The organism is Bacillus salitolerans, assembly GCF_042680805.1.
In the GTDB taxonomy this organism is placed as follows: domain Bacteria; phylum Bacillota; class Bacilli; order Bacillales; family SA4; genus Bacillus_CJ; species Bacillus_CJ salitolerans.
Genome location: NZ_JBHUEM010000054.1, coordinates 219625 through 237132 on the forward strand (window position 1 = coordinate 219625; position 17508 = coordinate 237132).

The 17508-nt window shown below is 39.6% G+C and carries 19 protein-coding genes; all 19 read left to right on the forward strand.

Going from position 1 to position 17508, the window contains the following annotated elements; genetic code table 11:
- Positions 1 to 282 precede the first annotated feature (282 nt).
- Entirely contained in the window at positions 283 to 1218 is a 936-nt protein-coding gene (gene hprK, locus ACFSCX_RS23085) for an HPr(Ser) kinase/phosphatase (RefSeq protein ID WP_377930601.1), read from the forward strand.
- A gap of 55 nt (positions 1219 to 1273) precedes the next feature.
- Positions 1274 to 2089 carry a prolipoprotein diacylglyceryl transferase gene (gene lgt / locus ACFSCX_RS23090; protein ID WP_377930602.1) on the forward strand — a complete coding sequence of 272 codons (816 nt, stop codon included), beginning with the start codon at positions 1274 to 1276 and terminating at the stop codon, positions 2087 to 2089.
- 30 nt (positions 2090 to 2119) lie between these two features.
- Entirely contained in the window at positions 2120 to 3061 is a 942-nt protein-coding gene (locus ACFSCX_RS23095) for a nucleoside recognition domain-containing protein (RefSeq protein ID WP_377930603.1), read from the forward strand.
- Complete coding sequence (gene ppaX / locus ACFSCX_RS23100; RefSeq protein WP_377930604.1) at positions 3051 to 3698, forward strand: pyrophosphatase PpaX; 648 nt, start codon at positions 3051 to 3053, stop codon at positions 3696 to 3698. The genes ACFSCX_RS23095 and ppaX overlap by 11 nt, the downstream gene beginning before the upstream one ends.
- Positions 3695 to 4225 carry an acyltransferase gene (locus ACFSCX_RS23105; protein WP_377930605.1) on the forward strand — a complete coding sequence of 177 codons (531 nt, stop codon included), beginning with the start codon at positions 3695 to 3697 and terminating at the stop codon, positions 4223 to 4225. The genes ppaX and ACFSCX_RS23105 overlap by 4 nt, the downstream gene beginning before the upstream one ends.
- A gap of 405 nt (positions 4226 to 4630) precedes the next feature.
- Complete coding sequence (locus ACFSCX_RS23110; protein ID WP_377930651.1) at positions 4631 to 5815, forward strand: ATP phosphoribosyltransferase regulatory subunit; 1185 nt, start codon at positions 4631 to 4633, stop codon at positions 5813 to 5815.
- Positions 5812 to 6441 carry an ATP phosphoribosyltransferase gene (gene hisG / locus ACFSCX_RS23115; RefSeq protein ID WP_377930607.1) on the forward strand — a complete coding sequence of 210 codons (630 nt, stop codon included), beginning with the start codon at positions 5812 to 5814 and terminating at the stop codon, positions 6439 to 6441. Before ACFSCX_RS23110 ends, hisG begins: the two co-directional genes overlap by 4 nt.
- Positions 6442 to 6450: 9 nt before the next feature.
- Positions 6451 to 7722, forward strand: coding sequence for a histidinol dehydrogenase (hisD, locus tag ACFSCX_RS23120; protein WP_377930609.1), 1272 nt, complete (start codon positions 6451 to 6453; stop codon positions 7720 to 7722).
- On the forward strand, positions 7722 to 8315 hold the full coding sequence (gene hisB / locus ACFSCX_RS23125; RefSeq protein ID WP_377930610.1) for an imidazoleglycerol-phosphate dehydratase HisB: 594 nt from the start codon (positions 7722 to 7724) through the stop codon (positions 8313 to 8315). The genes hisD and hisB overlap by 1 nt, the downstream gene beginning before the upstream one ends.
- Positions 8316 to 8948 (forward strand): imidazole glycerol phosphate synthase subunit HisH, encoded by a 633-nt coding sequence (hisH, locus tag ACFSCX_RS23130; protein ID WP_377930611.1) that lies wholly within the window; start codon positions 8316 to 8318, stop codon positions 8946 to 8948.
- Positions 8949 to 9680, forward strand: a complete 732-nt coding sequence (gene hisA, locus ACFSCX_RS23135) for a 1-(5-phosphoribosyl)-5-[(5-phosphoribosylamino)methylideneamino]imidazole-4-carboxamide isomerase (protein ID WP_377930612.1) — start codon at positions 8949 to 8951, stop codon at positions 9678 to 9680.
- Positions 9674 to 10435: an imidazole glycerol phosphate synthase subunit HisF gene (gene hisF / locus ACFSCX_RS23140; RefSeq protein ID WP_377930613.1), complete on the forward strand. Its 762-nt coding sequence runs from the start codon at positions 9674 to 9676 to the stop codon at positions 10433 to 10435. The genes hisA and hisF overlap by 7 nt, the downstream gene beginning before the upstream one ends.
- Entirely contained in the window at positions 10432 to 11058 is a 627-nt protein-coding gene (gene hisIE / locus ACFSCX_RS23145; RefSeq protein WP_377930614.1) for a bifunctional phosphoribosyl-AMP cyclohydrolase/phosphoribosyl-ATP diphosphatase HisIE, read from the forward strand. Before hisF ends, hisIE begins: the two co-directional genes overlap by 4 nt.
- A 659-nt stretch (positions 11059 to 11717) precedes the next feature.
- Positions 11718 to 12713 (forward strand): tetratricopeptide repeat protein, encoded by a 996-nt coding sequence (locus tag ACFSCX_RS23150; protein WP_377930615.1) that lies wholly within the window; start codon positions 11718 to 11720, stop codon positions 12711 to 12713.
- A gap of 151 nt (positions 12714 to 12864) precedes the next feature.
- A complete protein-coding gene (trxB, locus tag ACFSCX_RS23155; RefSeq protein WP_377930616.1) occupies positions 12865 to 13806 on the forward strand; it encodes a thioredoxin-disulfide reductase in 942 nt (313 codons plus the stop codon).
- A 314-nt stretch (positions 13807 to 14120) separates the two neighbouring features.
- Entirely contained in the window at positions 14121 to 14579 is a 459-nt protein-coding gene (locus tag ACFSCX_RS23160) for an NUDIX domain-containing protein (protein WP_377930617.1), read from the forward strand.
- Positions 14580 to 14644: 65 nt separating this feature from the next.
- Positions 14645 to 15505: an RNase adapter RapZ gene (gene rapZ, locus ACFSCX_RS23165; RefSeq protein ID WP_377930652.1), complete on the forward strand. Its 861-nt coding sequence runs from the start codon at positions 14645 to 14647 to the stop codon at positions 15503 to 15505.
- A complete protein-coding gene (locus ACFSCX_RS23170) occupies positions 15506 to 16477 on the forward strand; it encodes a gluconeogenesis factor YvcK family protein (RefSeq protein WP_377930619.1) in 972 nt (323 codons plus the stop codon). It begins immediately after the preceding gene.
- A gap of 50 nt (positions 16478 to 16527) precedes the next feature.
- Positions 16528 to 17472 (forward strand): DNA-binding protein WhiA, encoded by a 945-nt coding sequence (gene whiA / locus ACFSCX_RS23175; RefSeq protein ID WP_377930620.1) that lies wholly within the window; start codon positions 16528 to 16530, stop codon positions 17470 to 17472.
- The last annotated feature ends 36 nt before the right edge of the window (positions 17473 to 17508 follow it).

The following is a 17508-nucleotide window of genomic DNA, read 5'->3' on the forward strand; positions in this document are numbered from 1 at the left end:
GAGGGAAAAGATAAACCACTTTTCCTTGGTCAAATAACCCTTGAAGAGTAAAAGGAAAATCACCCTTTTTCTCTTCAAGGAACATTTGCTTATCGAAAAGAGCACAGGAAGTGCAAGGTTTGAACGTTGCCGACAGGACGTCGGCGTTTTAGGTCAAACTGGGGCGCCCTGAGCCTTTTGTTTTGTAAGCGACTTCATAAGTTATAAGCTTTCATCCTTTCTTCAATTAGTGATACAATAGGTCTGTACTGATGGTTGAATCTGACAGGAGGGTATCGGCATATGGTAAAGGTCCGGACGAAGGATTTGATGGAGAAATTTCATTTGGAATTAATTAGCGGGCAGGAAGGCATAAACAGGCCAATTACGACGAGTGATTTATCACGTCCGGGGATTGAAATGGCTGGTTATTTTGACCACTATCCAGCAGAGCGGATCCAGCTCCTAGGGAAAACAGAGATGTCTTTCTTTGAGCAACTTTCAGAAGCTGATAAACGTGATCGGATGGAAAGGCTTTGTACGGATTTAACTCCTGGAATCATCATTTCACGAGGCTTTGAGGTGCCAAAAGAATTAATTGAAGCGTCTGAACGAGAAGCAGTTCCTGTCATGCGTTCCACGGTAAAAACTACTAGACTATCCAGTAATTTAACAAATTACTTAGAAGGGATGCTTGCTCCTACAACAGCTATCCATGGTGTTTTAGTTGATATTTACGGAGTCGGTGTCATGATTACGGGAAAAAGTGGAGTAGGGAAAAGTGAAACCGCACTAGAGCTAGTGAAAAGAGGGCATCGATTAGTAGCAGATGATTGTGTTGAAATTAGACAGGAAAGTCAAGATACTTTGGTTGGAAGCGCACCTGAGCTTATTCAGCATCTCCTAGAAATTCGCGGTCTAGGAATCATTAATGTGATGACTTTGTTTGGAGCAGGTGCAGTTAGAACCTATAAAAAGGTGTCACTTGTTGTAAATCTAGAGCTTTGGGATCAAAAGAAGCAATATGATCGTCTTGGTTTAGAGGACGAAAAAATGCGTATTATTGACACCGACGTGACAAAGCTTACTGTTCCCGTTCGCCCAGGTCGTAACTTAGCTGTCATCATCGAGGTTGCAGCGATGAATTTTCGTTTGAAAAGAATGGGGATGAATGCAGCAGAACAGTTTTCTAGCCGATTAACAGATGTTATTGAAGATGGCGATCATGAGGATTTATAATGAACACCATATGTTGAACATATAAAAAATATTGTGTATAAGGGAGTGAAAAACGGTGGAGCAAAATATTCCGCAGTTGGATCGTGTTTTTCTAGAACTAGGGCCACTTACAATTTATTGGTATGGAGTTATTATCGGAACTGGTGTAATGCTAGCTCTTTGGTTAGTCGTCAGAGAATCACAGCGTCGTGGGCTTCAAAAGGATGTGTTTGTGGATTTAGTCCTGTTTGCTATACCCATTGCTATTTTATCTGCAAGGCTCTATTATGTGTTATTTAAGCTTGATTATTATTTAGAAAATCCTGCCGAAATTTTGATGATATGGCACGGAGGTTTAGCCATCCACGGAGGACTTATAGGAGCCATTATTACAGCCTTAGTGTTTGCGAAAAAACGAGGCATATCCTTTTGGAAGCTTGCTGATATAGCAGCCCCAAGCATTATTTTAGGTCAAGCGATTGGTCGTTGGGGAAACTTTATGAACCAAGAGGCACATGGTGGAGAAGTAACTCGTGAGTTTCTTGAAGGGCTATTTTTACCTGAATTTATCATTAATCAGATGTACATAAATGGCGCCTATTATCACCCGACATTTTTATATGAATCACTATGGAGCTTTGCTGGATTAGGGATTCTACTATTGTTAAGACGCGTCAATATGAGACGCGGGGAAATGTTTTTAACGTATGTGATTTGGTATTCAATAGGACGATTCTTTATAGAAGGTTTGAGAACAGATAGTTTAATGCTAACAGACACGTTAAGAATTGCTCAAGTAATCTCTTTAGTGTTAATTGCTTTAGCGATTGGTTTAATTTTTTATAGAAGGTCAAAGGGATACGCAAATAAGCGTTATTTAGATCAATCATAACAGCATAGAGAGACAGAAGGGGAGTAGAGTATGCTAGGCAGTGTGAGAAGGGGATTCTTTGTTGGTCTAAATACCACTTGGACATTAGGGAAGGTAATCTTCCCAATCACGATTATTGTGACACTTTTGCAGTACACACCTGTCATGAAATGGGCGATGAATGGAATCACGCCACTGATGGGGTGGATTGGATTATCTGGAGATGCGGCAATTCCTCTTGTACTTGGAAATTTGTTGAATTTGTATGCCGCAATTGGAGCCATACTTTCTCTCGATTTAACGGTGAAGGAAGTATTTATATTAGCGGTAATGCTTTCATTTTCACATAATATGATTGTAGAATCCACAGTAGCAAAACGAGTGGGTGTTAGTATTGGCCTCACGATATTGGTTCGCGTAGGATTAGCCATTATCTCGGCAGTTGTCATTAACCTTGTGTGGAGCGGTGGAGGAAGCCTTGCTCAATATGGACTCATTACAAAAAAGGAAGAAGTCATCACTGGATGGGGAAATATATTGATTGATGCTTTCTCAAAAGCTGGATTAGGAATTTTCCAGCTGGCTATGATCGTCATTCCGTTAATGATTGTTATCCAACTATTAAAGGATTTACAGTGGTTGTCTATGTTTTCAAAATGGATGTCACCGTTTACTAGACTGCTTGGGATGAAGGAGAACACCTCTACAACATTAGCTGCTGGATTATTATTCGGGTTAGCATTTGGAGCAGGTGTGATGATTCAAGCAGCAAAAGAAGATGGGGTTAGTAAGAAAGACTTAACTTTGGCGTTTATATTTCTTGTATCGTGCCATGCTGTAGTGGAGGATACGTTAATCTTTATCCCACTTGGAATTCCAGTACTACCACTATTGATTATCCGAATCGTCACTGCCGTTTTATTAACGATTATAGTGGCATATGTATGGAAGCGTGTGGAAGTAAATAGAAAGGAAGCATCATATGAAAATTAATACATTACTATTTGATTTAGATGGAACGTTAATTAATACAAATGAACTGATCATTTCTTCATTTCTGCACACACTAGAGCATTATTATCCAGGACAATATAAGCGTGCCGATGTAGGGGAATTTATCGGGCCACCTTTGTTCGATACATTTGTAAACATCGATGAAGAGAAAGTAGAGGAAATGATTAAAACGTATCGAGAGCATAACCTTACCCACCATGATGAACTTGTCACGGAGTATGAAGGTGTATATGAAACGATTGAGCGTTTACATCAGAAAGGCTATAAGCTCGGCATAGTGACGACAAAGATGCGTCATACCGTAAATATGGGATTAAAACTAACAAAGCTAGATCAATTTTTTGATGTTGTAGTGACACTGGATGATGTTCAACATGCAAAACCTGATGCAGAGCCCGTATTAAAAGCACTAGAACAATTAGGTTCTACTCCAGAAGACGCTATTATGGTTGGTGATAATCATCACGATATTCTAGCTGGAAAAAATGCGGGAACGAAAACCGCGGGAGTGGGCTGGGCATTAAAAGGTGTCGATTATTTAAAGAAATATCACCCTGATTACATATTAGAGCACATGGATGATTTATTTGAGATAATCGGAGCTGAACAAGAGTGAGAAGAACGAGCCGTTATCCTGTAAAGGAAGCAAACTCTCTTTGGCATATTTATAAGACGGTTCCGTTTTGGAAGGTTGTAAAGAATTTTATTGTCATTCAACTAGCACGTTATACTCCTTTTCTTCCAATGAAGAACTGGATGTACCGCCATTTTCTTGGAATGAAGGTCGGAGAACATACAGCGTTTGCCTTAATGGTCATGCTTGATATTATGTTCCCAGAGAAAATTCAAGTGGGTCGAAACTCTGTTATTGGTTATAATACGACCATTCTTGCCCATGAATATTTAATAAAAGAGTATCGCCTTGGGGATGTTATAATTGGGAACGGAGTCATGATAGGGGCCAACACGACCATCCTACCAGGAGTTATAATCGGAGATGGGGCCATCGTATCAGCAGGAACCCTTGTATATCGAGATGTCCCAGCAGGTGCTTTTGTTGGGGGTAATCCGATGAAAGTCATCTATACGAAAGAAGAAATGGTAAAACGAGATAAAGAGGAAATCCTAACTACAAACAATTAAAGTTTGTAGTTTTTTTAATTATAACGAAAGTATAAAAGTTTTCAGCAAGAGAAGGGGCTAGTGACTTGGAATCCAGCTCCAGCACCCAGCCAAGATGAAATGGCGACGATCTTTGCCATTCATCCTACTCGAGGGAAAAAGAAAAATCACGTTTCCTTGGTCAAATAACCCTATATGAGTAAAAGGGGAAAGCACCCTTTGTCTCATTTAAGAACATTTGCTATGCCTGAGGCTAAACAGGGCGCACTGTGCCTTTTCCTATAAAAAAATAATGAACGGAGTAGAAAAGGTTCTCAACCATTGTGAATGGTTGACGGCATGTGGAAAGACGTGTAAACTACAAATAACTTCACCTTGTTACCATATTAGCGAACTAAAGTGTTTTTATCATTTAAGGGATGTGGGATTGTGTCAAAACGAAAGATGTTTGAAAAACCTATCGGGATGAGAGATACACTTCCTGATTTATATAGAAGAAAACGAGAAGCAAGAACTAGAATATCAAATGTGATTGAAAGTTTTGGATATGACTTTTTAGAAACTCCAACGTTGGAGTTTTACGATACGGTTGGAAAAGCCTCTGCTATTTTAGATCAGCAGCTGTTTAAATTAATGGACCGTGATGGGAATACACTCGTATTACGACCGGATATGACAGCACCGATTGCAAGACTAGCTACTTCTAGTCTGTACACGGGAGGATATCCGCTTCGATTAAGCTATGATACGAATGTATTTCGTGCACAGCAGCGTGAAGGAGGTAGACCAGCTGAATTTGAGCAGGTTGGAGTAGAGCTCATTGGTGATGGGACAGCAAGTGCGGACGCAGAAGTGATTACTCTTATGATTACTTCTTTAAAAGCAGCAGGACTTACGAATTTTACCATCGCATTAGGGCATATTGGATATGTGAATGCGTTGTTTAGAGAAATCCTTGGAAATGAAGAACGTACAAAACAAATAAGACGGTTCCTTTATGAAAAAAATTATGTAGGTTATCGTCAGCATGTAAAGAGTTTACCACTATCTACTATCGATAAAAATCGATTGCTCACTCTCCTTCGACTTAGAGGAGAAGGAGATGTGCTTCGAACAGCCATCGAACTAGTTCAGGATGAGAAGGCGATCCAATCTATTCAAGAGTTAAAGCAGCTTTGGAGTGCCCTTGAAGCGAATAGTGTGACAGAGTTTGTCAAAATCGATTTCAATTTGATTCCGCATATGAGTTATTACACGGGTATTTTATTTGAGGGCTATTCACCACTAGTAGGCTATCCAATCTGTGGTGGAGGTAGATATAATCAGCTTTTAGAGAAATTTGACCGACCTGCTGATGCGACTGGCTTTGCCATTCGTTTAGATTACTTGTTAGAAGCTCTCGATGATACGAATTCACTTAAAATGGAATGTGTACTATTTAGCAGTGAGCGAAGAAAAGAGGCTATACGCTTTGCTGAAGAACTAAGAAAAAAAGATAAACAAGTAGTTCTACAAGATATTGCGGGTGTGAAGGACGTGGATGCATTTACAGAAAAATTTATCGAAACCACCTTCTTTATTGGAAAACCAGGGAGAGAGGTAAACCTATGAAACCTTTCCTAACAATTGCCATGCCCAAAGGGCGAATATTTGAAGAAGCAGCGAAGCTCATGAGGAAAGCAGGGTATCCTTTACCAGAAGAGTTTGATGAAACGAGGAAATTAATACTTACTATTGAAGAAGCAGAGATGCGTTTTATTTTAGCAAAGCCGATGGACGTAGTGACATATGTTGAACACGGAGTAGCCGACGTAGGCATTGCAGGCAAAGATGTCATGATGGAGGAAGAACGCGACGTTTACGAAGTGCTTGACTTGAAAATTAGTGAATGCTATTTAGCCGTTGCAGGCCTGCCAGACGTGAAGATAAAAGAGGTTGCGCCTAAGGTGGCTACTAAATATCCGAATGTAGCCTCTAGCTATTTCCGGGAGCAAGGAGAACAAGTTGAAATCATTAAGTTAAACGGATCCATCGAATTAGCCCCATTAATCGGTCTTGCGGATCGTATTGTTGATATCGTGTCGAGCGGGAGAACATTGAAGGAAAATGGATTAATAGAGCTTGAAAATATTGCTCCTATTACATCTAGACTAGTAGTAAATCCAGTTAGCTATCGTGTAAAAAGCGGCGTAATTGATGAGCTTGTCGAACGATTGTCCCAAATTATTGAACAGTGAGGTAAAATCATGAACATTATTCAAAATCCGGATTCTACTTCTTTAAAGAGAACGATTGAACAAGGTACAGCTGACCAGCGAATTGCTGTGCTAGATATCATTAACGAGGTTCGAAAAAACGGAGATGCAGCCATTAAAGCATATACAGAAAAGCTTGATAGAGTATCGTTACGTTCGTTTCTAGTAACAGAGGAAGAAGTTGAACAAGCCTATAAAGAAATTAATGAAGAGCTTTTGACGATCATTCAAGAGGCAGCATGTAACATTCGTGATTTTCACAGCAGACAAAAACGAGAATCTTGGATGACTACACAAGAAAATGGAACGATTCTTGGACAAAAGTATACACCTTTAGATGCTGTCGGTCTTTACGTGCCAGGAGGTCTTGCTGCATATCCATCATCTGTCTTAATGAATGTGATCCCAGCCCAAGTAGCAGGTGTGAAAAGGATCGTTATTGCCTCTCCTCCTCAGGAAAATGGCTATCTTCCAGCTGGAGTGCTAGTGGCGGCTCGAGAGCTCGGAATAAGAGAAATATATAAAATGGGTGGTGCTCAAGCGATTGCAGGGCTCGCTTATGGAACGGAAACAATTGAAAAGGTAGATAAAATTACAGGACCAGGTAATATTTATGTTGCTCTTGCAAAGCGTGAAGTATTTGGACATGTATCGATAGATATGATAGCTGGGCCAAGTGAGATTGTAGTACTAGCCGATGATACAGCTAAAGCTGCTGAAGTGGCTGCAGACCTATTATCTCAAGCAGAGCATGATGAGAGGGCTTCAAGTGTATTAGTTACCACCTCCCTTTCTTTAGCGAGAGAAGTAAAAAAGGAGGTTTATAAACAACTAGAACCATTGCCTAAAAGTGTAATTGCTAGGTCTTCCATTGAATCGTATGGGGCCATATATGTAACGGATACACTTGATCATGCCATCGACATTGTGAATGAATTAGCGCCAGAGCATTTGGAGATTATGACGGAAGATCCGATGAGTTTACTAGGAAGAATCCGTCATGCGGGTGCGATTTTTCTAGGTAGATACAGTTCAGAACCGATAGGCGATTATTTTGCTGGACCGAACCATGTTTTACCAACAAATGGGACAGCACGTTTTTCGAGTCCTTTAAATGTGGATGATTTTATGAAAAAGTCGAGCATTATTTCTTATAGTCAGCAAGCGATGTTGGAAAATGGGCGTAAAGTTGCAGCCTTTGCACGATTAGAAGGCTTAGAAGCACATGCGAGAGCAGTAGAGCTTAGATTGGAGGATTTGTAATGTCAGAGAGTAGGCAAGCACTTATTGAACGTACGACAAACGAAACGCAGATTTCTCTTCAGTTTGCCATCGACGGGATGGGGGAATCGAAGTTAGAGACAGGTGTACCATTTATGACACATATGCTTGATTTGTTTACCAAGCATGGTCAATTTAACTTAACGGTTGATGCAAAAGGTGATGTAGAAATTGATGACCATCACACAACAGAGGATATTGGGATTTGCCTTGGATTAGCGCTGAAAGAGGCGCTTGGAGAAAAAAAGGGAATTAAACGTTATGGGAATGCGTTTGTCCCAATGGATGAAGCCCTTGCTCAAGTTGTTGTCGATCTAAGTAATCGACCTCATTTAGAGTTTCGTGCCAATTTTCCAAGTCAAAAGGTCGGTACTTTCGATACAGAGCTTGTTCATGAATTTTTATGGAAGCTCGCTCTTGAAGCACGAATGAATCTACACGTAATCGTTCATTACGGTCAAAATACACATCATATTATAGAAGCCATTTTTAAAGCGTTAGCGAGAGCTTTGGATGAGGCAACCACAATTGACCCAAGAATCAAGGGGGTTCCATCGACGAAGGGAATGTTATAAATGATCGGAGTTATCGATTATGGAATGGGAAATTTATATAGCGTGAGTAAAGCGTTAGAGCGTCTTGGCTACGAGTACGTTGTAACAAATAATCAGGAAGAATTATCAAAGATGAAAGGGCTGATTCTTCCGGGAGTAGGGTCATTTAAGGATGCGATGGGAATTCTTGAGCAATCCGACTTATCAACTTTTATTAAGGTGCAGGTTCGCAAAGGGAATCCTTTACTTGGGATTTGTCTAGGAATGCAGTTGTTATTTGATGAAAGTGAAGAAAACGGTTTAACGAAAGGTCTAGGTTTACTTAATGGAAGAGTGACTCGTTTTCGCGGAGTCTTTGAAACCGGAGAAAGCTATAAGGTACCACATATGGGATGGAATAGACTACACTTTCACTATGAAAGCCCATTATTAGAAGGGCTTGAGGAAGGCTACGTCTACTTTGTTCACTCATATCATGTCGAAACAGAAGATAAAGAGGTAGTCTTAGCAAGTAGCCCATATGATGTAGATGTACCAGCTGTTGTGGGGAGCAAGCATGTTTTCGGAACCCAATTTCATCCTGAAAAAAGCAGTGATTTAGGGATGGCAATGTTGAAAAATTTTGCGGCTGTTTGTTTAAAGGAGGAAAAGTAAATGGGGAGTTTTACGATATATCCGGCTATTGATATGCGCGGAGGGAAATGTGTGAGGCTTATACAAGGAGACTATAATCAAGAAACAGTTTATGGAGATTCCCCTTTTGACATGGCTTCATTGTTTGCTAATCAAGGAGCTAGCTGGATTCATATGGTAGATTTAGACGGAGCTAAAATGGGGAAACGTGTAAATGATGATTATGTTATTCAAGTAGCAAGAAGCCTACCGGTTAGCGTACAAATTGGCGGTGGCATTCGAACAGAAGAAGATGTGAAATATTATTTAGAAAATGGTGTGGACCGTGTGATTTTAGGTAGCGCAGCCATTAATCATCCGGAGTTTGTGAAAGAAATGCTATCTACATATGGTGGCACAAGGATTGTAATTGGTCTTGATGCGAAAGATGGGTATGTAGCAACAGAAGGATGGGTTGAAACATCTATGATTAAAGCGACTGACCTCGCTCAGCAATTAGTTGATTACGGTGCGGAGACGTTTATTTTTACGGATATCGCAACCGATGGCATGTTATCAGGCCCCAATATAGAGGCAGTGGCAGAACTAGCAAAAATAACAGGCAAAGCTGTTATCGCATCAGGTGGTGTTAGCTCATTAGAAGATATTAAGGCTTTAAAATTATATGAATCAGCTGGGGTTGCGGGTGCAATAGTAGGCAAAGCATTATATACGAATCAATTTAGTGTAAAGGATGCTATTCAATTATGTTAGCGAAGCGTATTATTCCATGTTTAGACGTAAAGGAAGGCCGTGTCGTAAAAGGAATTCAGTTTTTAGAATTACGCGATGCGGGTGACCCAGTGGAATTAGCGAAAATGTATGACAATGAGGGCGCAGATGAGTTAGTTTTTCTCGATATTTCCGCCTCGCATGAAGGGCGACAAACGATGGTTGAAGTAGTGGAACAGGTTGCTGCAAATTTAGCTATTCCATTTACGGTAGGTGGTGGGGTTAATAGTCTTGAAGATATGAAGCGTATCTTACGGGCAGGTGCAGATAAAGTATCGGTGAATACAGCTGCCCTATTGAATCCATTTCTTATCAATGAGGGTGCTGAATTTTTTGGGTCACAGTGTATCGTTTGTGCCATTGATGCACGTTGGGACGAGGAGTTAGGCTCATGGCGTGTGTACACTCACGGTGGAAGAAAGGCGACTGAGTGGGAGGTCGTCGCATGGGCGAAGGAAGCAGTGAAGCGTGGTGCAGGTGAAATTCTGTTAACGAGTATGGACAAAGATGGCGAGAAATCAGGTTTTAACTTGAGGCTGACAAGTGCTGTTAGTTCTGCGGTAACAGTTCCAGTCATTGCTTCAGGTGGAGCTGGTGCGGCAGAGCACTTTGTTGAAGCCTTTGAAGAAGGGAAAGCAGATGCAGCATTAGCAGCTTCTATTTTTCACTATAAGGAAACGTCTGTTAGAGAAGTGAAGCGCTATCTTCAAGAGAAAGGAGTGTCTGTAAGATCATGATTGGAGATATTAAGTTTGATGAGAAGGGGTTAGTCCCGGCTATTGTTCAGGATGCCGTAAGTAAGGAAGTGTTAACACTCGCTTACATGAATGAGGAGTCGCTGAAGAAGTCAGTAGAAACGAGAGAAACATGGTTTTATAGCCGTTCTCGAGAACAGTTATGGCATAAAGGGGAAACTTCCGGTCATACGCAACAAATTGTGAGTATGCGATATGACTGTGATCAAGATGCCCTGCTAGTACAGGTGATACCAGCGGGTCCAGCTTGTCATATTGGGGCATACTCATGCTTTCGTGAAGCATTGTTAGGGGACGATCTTAGGGAATCAGTGGGTAATCGCTATGCAATCATAAATGAGCTAGAGCGTGTCATTGCTGAAAGAGAAAAAGAAAAACCTGAAGGCGCATATACGACCTATTTATTTGAAAAAGGCCTTGATAAAATCTTGAAAAAGGTAGGAGAAGAGGCAGGAGAAGTCATTATAGCCGCAAAAAACCGTGATCATGAGGAGCTCTCCTGGGAGGTAGCTGATCTTCTATATCATGTACTCGTTTTGCTGCAAGAACAAAAACTTCCTTTAGATCGAATTTTAAGTGTGTTAGAGGAGCGTCATAAAAAGTAAAGTTTTCCAGATGGTGCTGAGGTATGGCCGTCTGGTTTTTATTTTGGTTTGGAGGTTTGTGGATACCTTGTATTAATAACTTTATGTTGTAGGTAAAGTTGAGGTGATTTTTAGAAAAATGTGTTGCTGATAAACCTAATGAAGTTGATTATAAAAGGTCGAGAGTTGCTGATAAACCTTTTGAAGTCGCTGATAAATTGGAAAGTTGATGATAAAACAAAAAAGTTGCCGATAAATCAGAGGGAGTTGCTGATAAAAATTCAAAAGTTGCTGTTAAAGGCTAAGTTACTAGTTAAATTTTTAAAAAAACCCCCTTCTCAAGCTGAAATGGGTAGCACACATCTAACTAAAACATGAATTCTAGCAAAGAGATGAAAAAACTTTCCGTATCATACAAAAAAAACGAAAAGGGACCAAAAAAGACAATCCATTCAGCCCCCCAATCTTCATAGACTAGAAACCGAAAATAAAATAATTTTTTTACAATTAAACTTTTATTTAGGCAAATCAAATTCTACTCACAAGTCCAAAAGATAGTAGCATTCTCCCCAATATAATGACGAACAACCGCACCTATGTTATACTTAATCTTTGGTAATGAATTCGAGAATATAATGTGTTAGATATAGATAGATTTGGTAGTGGGAACGGAGGAACGAATGAGTATACATACAGAAGTTAGACAGCAAACTGCGATTGTACTTCCCTTTCATATAGATGGCGAGTTTTTCTTTAAGAAGGGGCTAAGAGCCTATAGGAGTCGTCAATTTGACCGTGCAATACAGCTTTTGAAACGAGCGCATGAGTTAGAACCGGAAGAGCCGTTGATTCTTTGCCAGCTTGCTGCTGTCCTTTCAGAGGTTGGACAGTATCAATTATCCAACGAATACTTAAAAATCGTAATTGAAGAGTTAGATCCTGAAATGGTTGAATGCCATTACTTTATTTCTAACAACTATGCACACTTAGGGTTATTTTATGAAGCGAAAAAGTTTGCATTCAAGTATTTAGAAACAGAACCGGATGGAGAGTTTGCTCCTGATGTTGAGGATCTTCTTGAGGTGCTCAGTATTGAAGCAGACTTTGAGGATGATGAAGATGACATTATCTTTCTTCAAGATCATGCAAGGGATTTGATGGAGGCAGGAGAGTTTAAATCTGCGATTGAAGTTCTTCATGAATTATTAGAAGGTCATCCGAATTTTTGGTCTGCACATAATAATTTAGCACTTTCGCATTTTTACTTAGGGGAAACAAGTAAATCGCTGGAAATTTTAGAAGATCTACTTCAGAAAAATCCAGGAAACTTACATGCAATGTGTAACCAGCTTGTCATCTATTATTACTTACGAGAAGATGACAAGGTGGACGAACTGATTGAACAGTTAAAGGTTGTTCACCCTATGCTAATGGAACATCGTTATAAGCTAGGTGCTTCTTTTGGAATGGTGGGTAAATATGAACTTTCCTTGCCATGGTTACTTTCACTAAAAAAATCAGGATTCGAGGGAGATCCTACGTTTTATTATTGGCTTTCCTATGCAGCCTTTTATACCAATCATGAACAGCTTGCCCGGCACTGCTGGTCAAAGGTCATTTCGATGGAGCCAAAAAAAGAAGGTTCAGCACCGTGGGAGCAGCCAAACATAGAATAATAGTAAAGCCGCTCTTTAAAAAAGGGTGGCTTTACTTTTGGAAGCCAAGTGAGCAAAAATGTGGACGTTTCGTGTGTCGTTTTATAGGATAATAGTAGATATTAGGGTTTATATTATAAGAAGAACGTATTATATTGAGGAGTGAAAAGAGATGTCTGAAGCAAAAATTTATGACGTCATCATAATTGGAGCAGGTCCTGCTGGAATGACAGCTGCGGTGTACACATCACGTGCTAATTTGAGTACTCTCATGATTGAGCGTGGAGTACCCGGTGGACAAATGGCAAATACAGAGGAAGTAGAAAACTATCCAGGATTTGACCATATTTTAGGTCCAGACTTATCTACAAAAATGTTTGAGCATGCTAAAAAGTTTGGTGCTGAGTATGCTTATGGTGATATAAAAGAAGTCATTGATGGTAAAGAGTACAAAACCGTAATTGCGGGTAAGAAAGAATACAAGGCAAGAGCGATTATTATATCAACAGGTGCTGAATATAAAAAACTCGGAGTGCCAGGTGAAAAAGAACTTGGTGGACGCGGCGTTTCATATTGTGCGGTTTGTGATGGAGCATTTTTCAAAGGTAAAGAACTTGTAGTTGTTGGTGGAGGAGATTCAGCAGTTGAAGAGGGTGTTTATTTAACCCGATTTGCATCTAAAGTTACGATTGTTCATAGACGTGACCAGCTTCGTGCTCAAAAAATCCTACAGGATCGTGCCTTCAGTAATGATAAAGTAGAGTTCATATGGAATACAACAGTAAAAGAAGTGAACGAAGAAGGTGGAAAGGTTGGAAGTGTAACGTTAGTTGACACTCAATCCGGAGAAGAACGAAACTTCCCTGCTAATGGAGTATTTATTTATGTAGGAATGCTACCACTTTCAAAGCCATTTGAAAATTTAGGTATTACCAATGCTATGGGCTATATTGAAACTAATGAGCGTATGGAAACAAAGGTGGAAGGCATTTTCGCAGCTGGGGATGTTCGTGAAAAAACTCTTAGACAAATTGTTACAGCTACTGGAGACGGTAGTATTGCGGCACAAAGTGCACAGCATTATGTAGAAGAATTAAAAGAATCTTTGAAATAATGGAACTGTAAATTACTGTCGAATTTTTGTTAACAAATAAGTAACGTTCATTTAACTCTCTTGTAACACGTGTGAAATAATCTTAGGATATTATATAGTTAAGTAATTGACCCCCTTTTATAGATATACGTTGATGGCACGGGAACTATCTCCCGTGCTTCTTTTTTAATGCAGATAAAAATTGACACAACTACAAAGTTCACGTTCATTGTTCAGGAATTGGAATAATAGTATAATGGAAAGAACATCATTAAGGCGCAATATCTCATACATATAAGCAAGCATTGATAATCGCAGTAGATGAGGTGAATTATGTGCAACGTGTAACAAACTGTGTCCTGCTTAAGGATGACAAGGTTTTATTGCTTCAAAAGCCAAGGCGTAATTGGTGGGTTGCACCGGGCGGGAAAATGGAGCTTGGTGAATCTATTAAAGACACGGTCATCCGTGAATATAGAGAAGAGACAGGAATTTTTCTTAAAAATCCGTTAGTTAAAGGCGTATTTACAATCATGATACAAGAAGAGGGTCAAATTGTTTCCGAATGGATGATGTTTACCTTCGTTGCAACTGAGTATGATGGAGAGAATGTTGATCAATCAGAGGAAGGTAAAATTGAATGGCACCCACTTGAGAATGTTCAAGCCCTTCCAATGGCCCCAGGAGATTACCATATAATCGACTATATGATCAAGGGGAAAGGTACGATTTATGGTATTTTCACGTACACTCCAGAATATGAATTGCTTTCATACCGTTTAGATCCTAGCTAACCACTCCAACAATCATTTATAGGGGGAATTAAACATTGAGTACTGGATCTGTTCAAGATATTAAAATGGTCATTATTACAGGAATGTCTGGTGCAGGAAAAACTGTTGCCATTCAAAGCTTTGAGGATTTAGGTTACTTTTGTGTTGATAACTTACCACCTACTCTTCTCCCGAAATTTTTAGAGCTTATGAAAGAATCAGGAAACAAGATGAATAAAGTAGCTCTTGTGATGGACCTGAGAGGAAGAGAGTTTTTTGATAGCTTAGTGGAAGCATTGGATGATATTGCAGAAAAGTCATGGATTACCCCTCAAATTCTATTCTTAGACTCCAAAGATTCAACACTAGTTACGCGTTATAAAGAAACGCGTCGTTCACATCCTTTAGCACCATCTGGCCTTCCGTTAGAAGGAATAAGATTAGAACGAGAATTACTCGAAGAACTAAAGGGAAGAGCACAACTTATTTTTGATACGTCAGACTTGAAGCCACGTGAATTACGAGAGAAAATTATTACTCAATTTGCAGGTCACGGAAATCAAGTGTTTACTGTCAATGTACTCTCATTTGGATTCAAATATGGTATTCCGATTGATGCGGATTTAGTATTTGATGTACGTTTTCTGCCAAACCCTCATTATATTGAACATATGAGACCTCAAACTGGACTTGATGAGGAAGTTTCTTCCTATGTATTAAAGTGGAATGAAACTCACAAATTTTTGGAAAAGGTTTTAGATCTATTAGCATTTATGCTGCCTCAATATAAGCGAGAAGGGAAAAGTCAGCTAGTTGTAGCAATTGGTTGTACAGGAGGTCAACACCGTTCTGTTGCCTTAGCGGAAAAGATTGGTAGCCATTTTGCTCCTGAATATAAAACGCACATCAGCCATCGCGACATTGAGAGGAGAAAGGAACAACGATAAATGAAAATGAGTAGACAGCCTAGAATTGTCATCATCGGAGGAGGAACTGGACTTCCGGTACTATTAAGAGGACTGAAACATTATCCTGTCGATCTTTCCGCTATCGTTACCGTAGCGGATGATGGTGGTAGTTCGGGGAGACTTCGTGATGAACTCCACATTCCACCCCCAGGTGATGTTCGAAATGTATTAGCAGCGTTATCCGATGTTGAGCCGTTAATTGAGGAATTATTTCAGCATCGTTTCAAAACAGGCAACGGGCTATCAGGTCATGCGCTAGGAAATCTATTGTTAGCAGCGCTGACAGATATTACAGGTGATTTTATGCACGCCATTCGAGAACTGAGTAAAGTGTTAAATGTAAAAGGACAGGTGTTCCCTGCGGCAAATCGAAGTATTGTACTAAGTGCGGAGATGGAAGATGGAACAATCGTTTCAGGGGAATCGAAAATACCGTACTCAGGTAAAAAAATCAAACGAGTTTTTTTAACACCTGAAAACATCGATCCGCTTACAGAAACATTAAAGGTGATTAAAATGGCGGATTTAATTGTCATTGGCCCTGGAAGTTTATACACGAGCATTTTACCTAATTTACTAGTTCCGAAAATCGGTGAAGCAGTTGTAAAATCAAACGCGCTAAAAGTTTACATCTGCAATGTGATGACACAAGCGGGAGAAACCCTAAACTACACGGCTAGTGATCATGTTCAAGCACTTTATGATCATATTGGAAGCTCATTCATTGACACCATTTTAGTAAATGATGAAGAGATACCTCTACATGTCCAACAACTATACGCGAAAGAATTAGCAAAACCAGTGATTTATGACACCTCAAGATTATCTTCTCTAGGTTTGCAGATTATTCATGATAAAATCATCCATTATAATGGGGATGTCATTAGGCATGACACGAATAAAGTTGCTTCACTACTATATAATTTGTTAACTCATCATGAAGCAATCTAAGACTTAAGGGTAGCGTGAGGATTGGTTCATTATGATAAGGGGGTGAAGAGTTGTCATTCGCATCAGAAACAAAGAAGGAATTGACAAATCTTCAAATAAAGGAATGCTGCAGTAAGTCTGAATTATCAGCTTTAATCCGTATGAATGGGTCGATCTCATTTTCAAATAGACAGCTTTCGTTAGATGTACAGACGGAAAATGCAGCGATTGCTAGAAGAATATATACACTTTTGAAAAAAAATTATGATGCACCGGTGGAGCTACTTGTACGTAAGAAAATGAGACTTAAGAAGAACAATGTATATATTGTTCGGCTCGTTAAAAATGCACGTATGATACTAGAAGACCTTCACATATTACGGGAGGGCTTTGAATTTATTAGAGATATTTCACCTACACTTGTAAAGAAGAAATGCTGTAAACGTTCTTATTTGCGAGGTGCTTTCTTAGCGGGGGGATCTGTTAACAATCCGGAAACCTCATCTTATCATTTAGAGGTCTTTTCATTATATAAAGAGCATAATGATTCATTATGTGAATTAATGAATTCATTTGACCTAAATAGTAAAACACTAGAACGAAAAAAAGGATATATCACATATTTGAAGGAAGCTGAAAAAATTACAGAATTTCTAAATATTGTAGGAGCGCATCAAGCCTTGCTTCGATTTGAAGATGTAAGAATTGTGCGTGATATGAGAAACTCTGTGAATCGTCTTGTAAACTGTGAAACAGCCAACTTAAATAAGACCATTGGTGCAGCCATTCGTCAAGTGGAAAACATAAAGTTTATCGATCGTACCATTGGATTGGAAATCTTACCCGATAAGCTCAGAGAAATTGCTCAGCTTAGGGTCACTTACCAAGATGTTACGCTGAAGGAGCTTGGAGAAATGGTTTCTGGAGGGACTGTTAGTAAGTCTGGTATTAACCATCGACTTCGGAAAATTGATGAAATTGCAGAGAAACTCCGAGCTGGAGAACCAATCTCTTAAAAAAGAGTTATGACATTACATGTTTATATAGGTAGT

Excerpts from the sequence above, each read along its gene's own strand:
- hprK (WP_377930601.1), top strand. The coding sequence starts at position 283 with ATGGTAAAGGTCCGGACGAAGGATTTGATGGAGAAATTTCATTTGGAA.
- ACFSCX_RS23095 (WP_377930603.1), top strand. The coding sequence starts at position 2,120 with ATGCTAGGCAGTGTGAGAAGGGGATTCTTTGTTGGTCTAAATACCACT.
- ppaX (WP_377930604.1), top strand. The coding sequence starts at position 3,051 with ATGAAAATTAATACATTACTATTTGATTTAGATGGAACGTTAATTAAT.
- hisG (WP_377930607.1), top strand. The coding sequence starts at position 5,812 with ATGAAACCTTTCCTAACAATTGCCATGCCCAAAGGGCGAATATTTGAA.
- hisD (WP_377930609.1), top strand. The coding sequence starts at position 6,451 with ATGAACATTATTCAAAATCCGGATTCTACTTCTTTAAAGAGAACGATT.
- hisB (WP_377930610.1), top strand. The coding sequence starts at position 7,722 with ATGTCAGAGAGTAGGCAAGCACTTATTGAACGTACGACAAACGAAACG.
- hisH (WP_377930611.1), top strand. The coding sequence starts at position 8,316 with ATGATCGGAGTTATCGATTATGGAATGGGAAATTTATATAGCGTGAGT.
- hisA (WP_377930612.1), top strand. The coding sequence starts at position 8,949 with ATGGGGAGTTTTACGATATATCCGGCTATTGATATGCGCGGAGGGAAA.
- hisF (WP_377930613.1), top strand. The coding sequence starts at position 9,674 with ATGTTAGCGAAGCGTATTATTCCATGTTTAGACGTAAAGGAAGGCCGT.
- hisIE (WP_377930614.1), top strand. The coding sequence starts at position 10,432 with ATGATTGGAGATATTAAGTTTGATGAGAAGGGGTTAGTCCCGGCTATT.
- ACFSCX_RS23150 (WP_377930615.1), top strand. The coding sequence starts at position 11,718 with ATGAGTATACATACAGAAGTTAGACAGCAAACTGCGATTGTACTTCCC.
- trxB (WP_377930616.1), top strand. The coding sequence starts at position 12,865 with ATGTCTGAAGCAAAAATTTATGACGTCATCATAATTGGAGCAGGTCCT.
- rapZ (WP_377930652.1), top strand. The coding sequence starts at position 14,645 with ATGGTCATTATTACAGGAATGTCTGGTGCAGGAAAAACTGTTGCCATT.
- ACFSCX_RS23170 (WP_377930619.1), top strand. The coding sequence starts at position 15,506 with ATGAAAATGAGTAGACAGCCTAGAATTGTCATCATCGGAGGAGGAACT.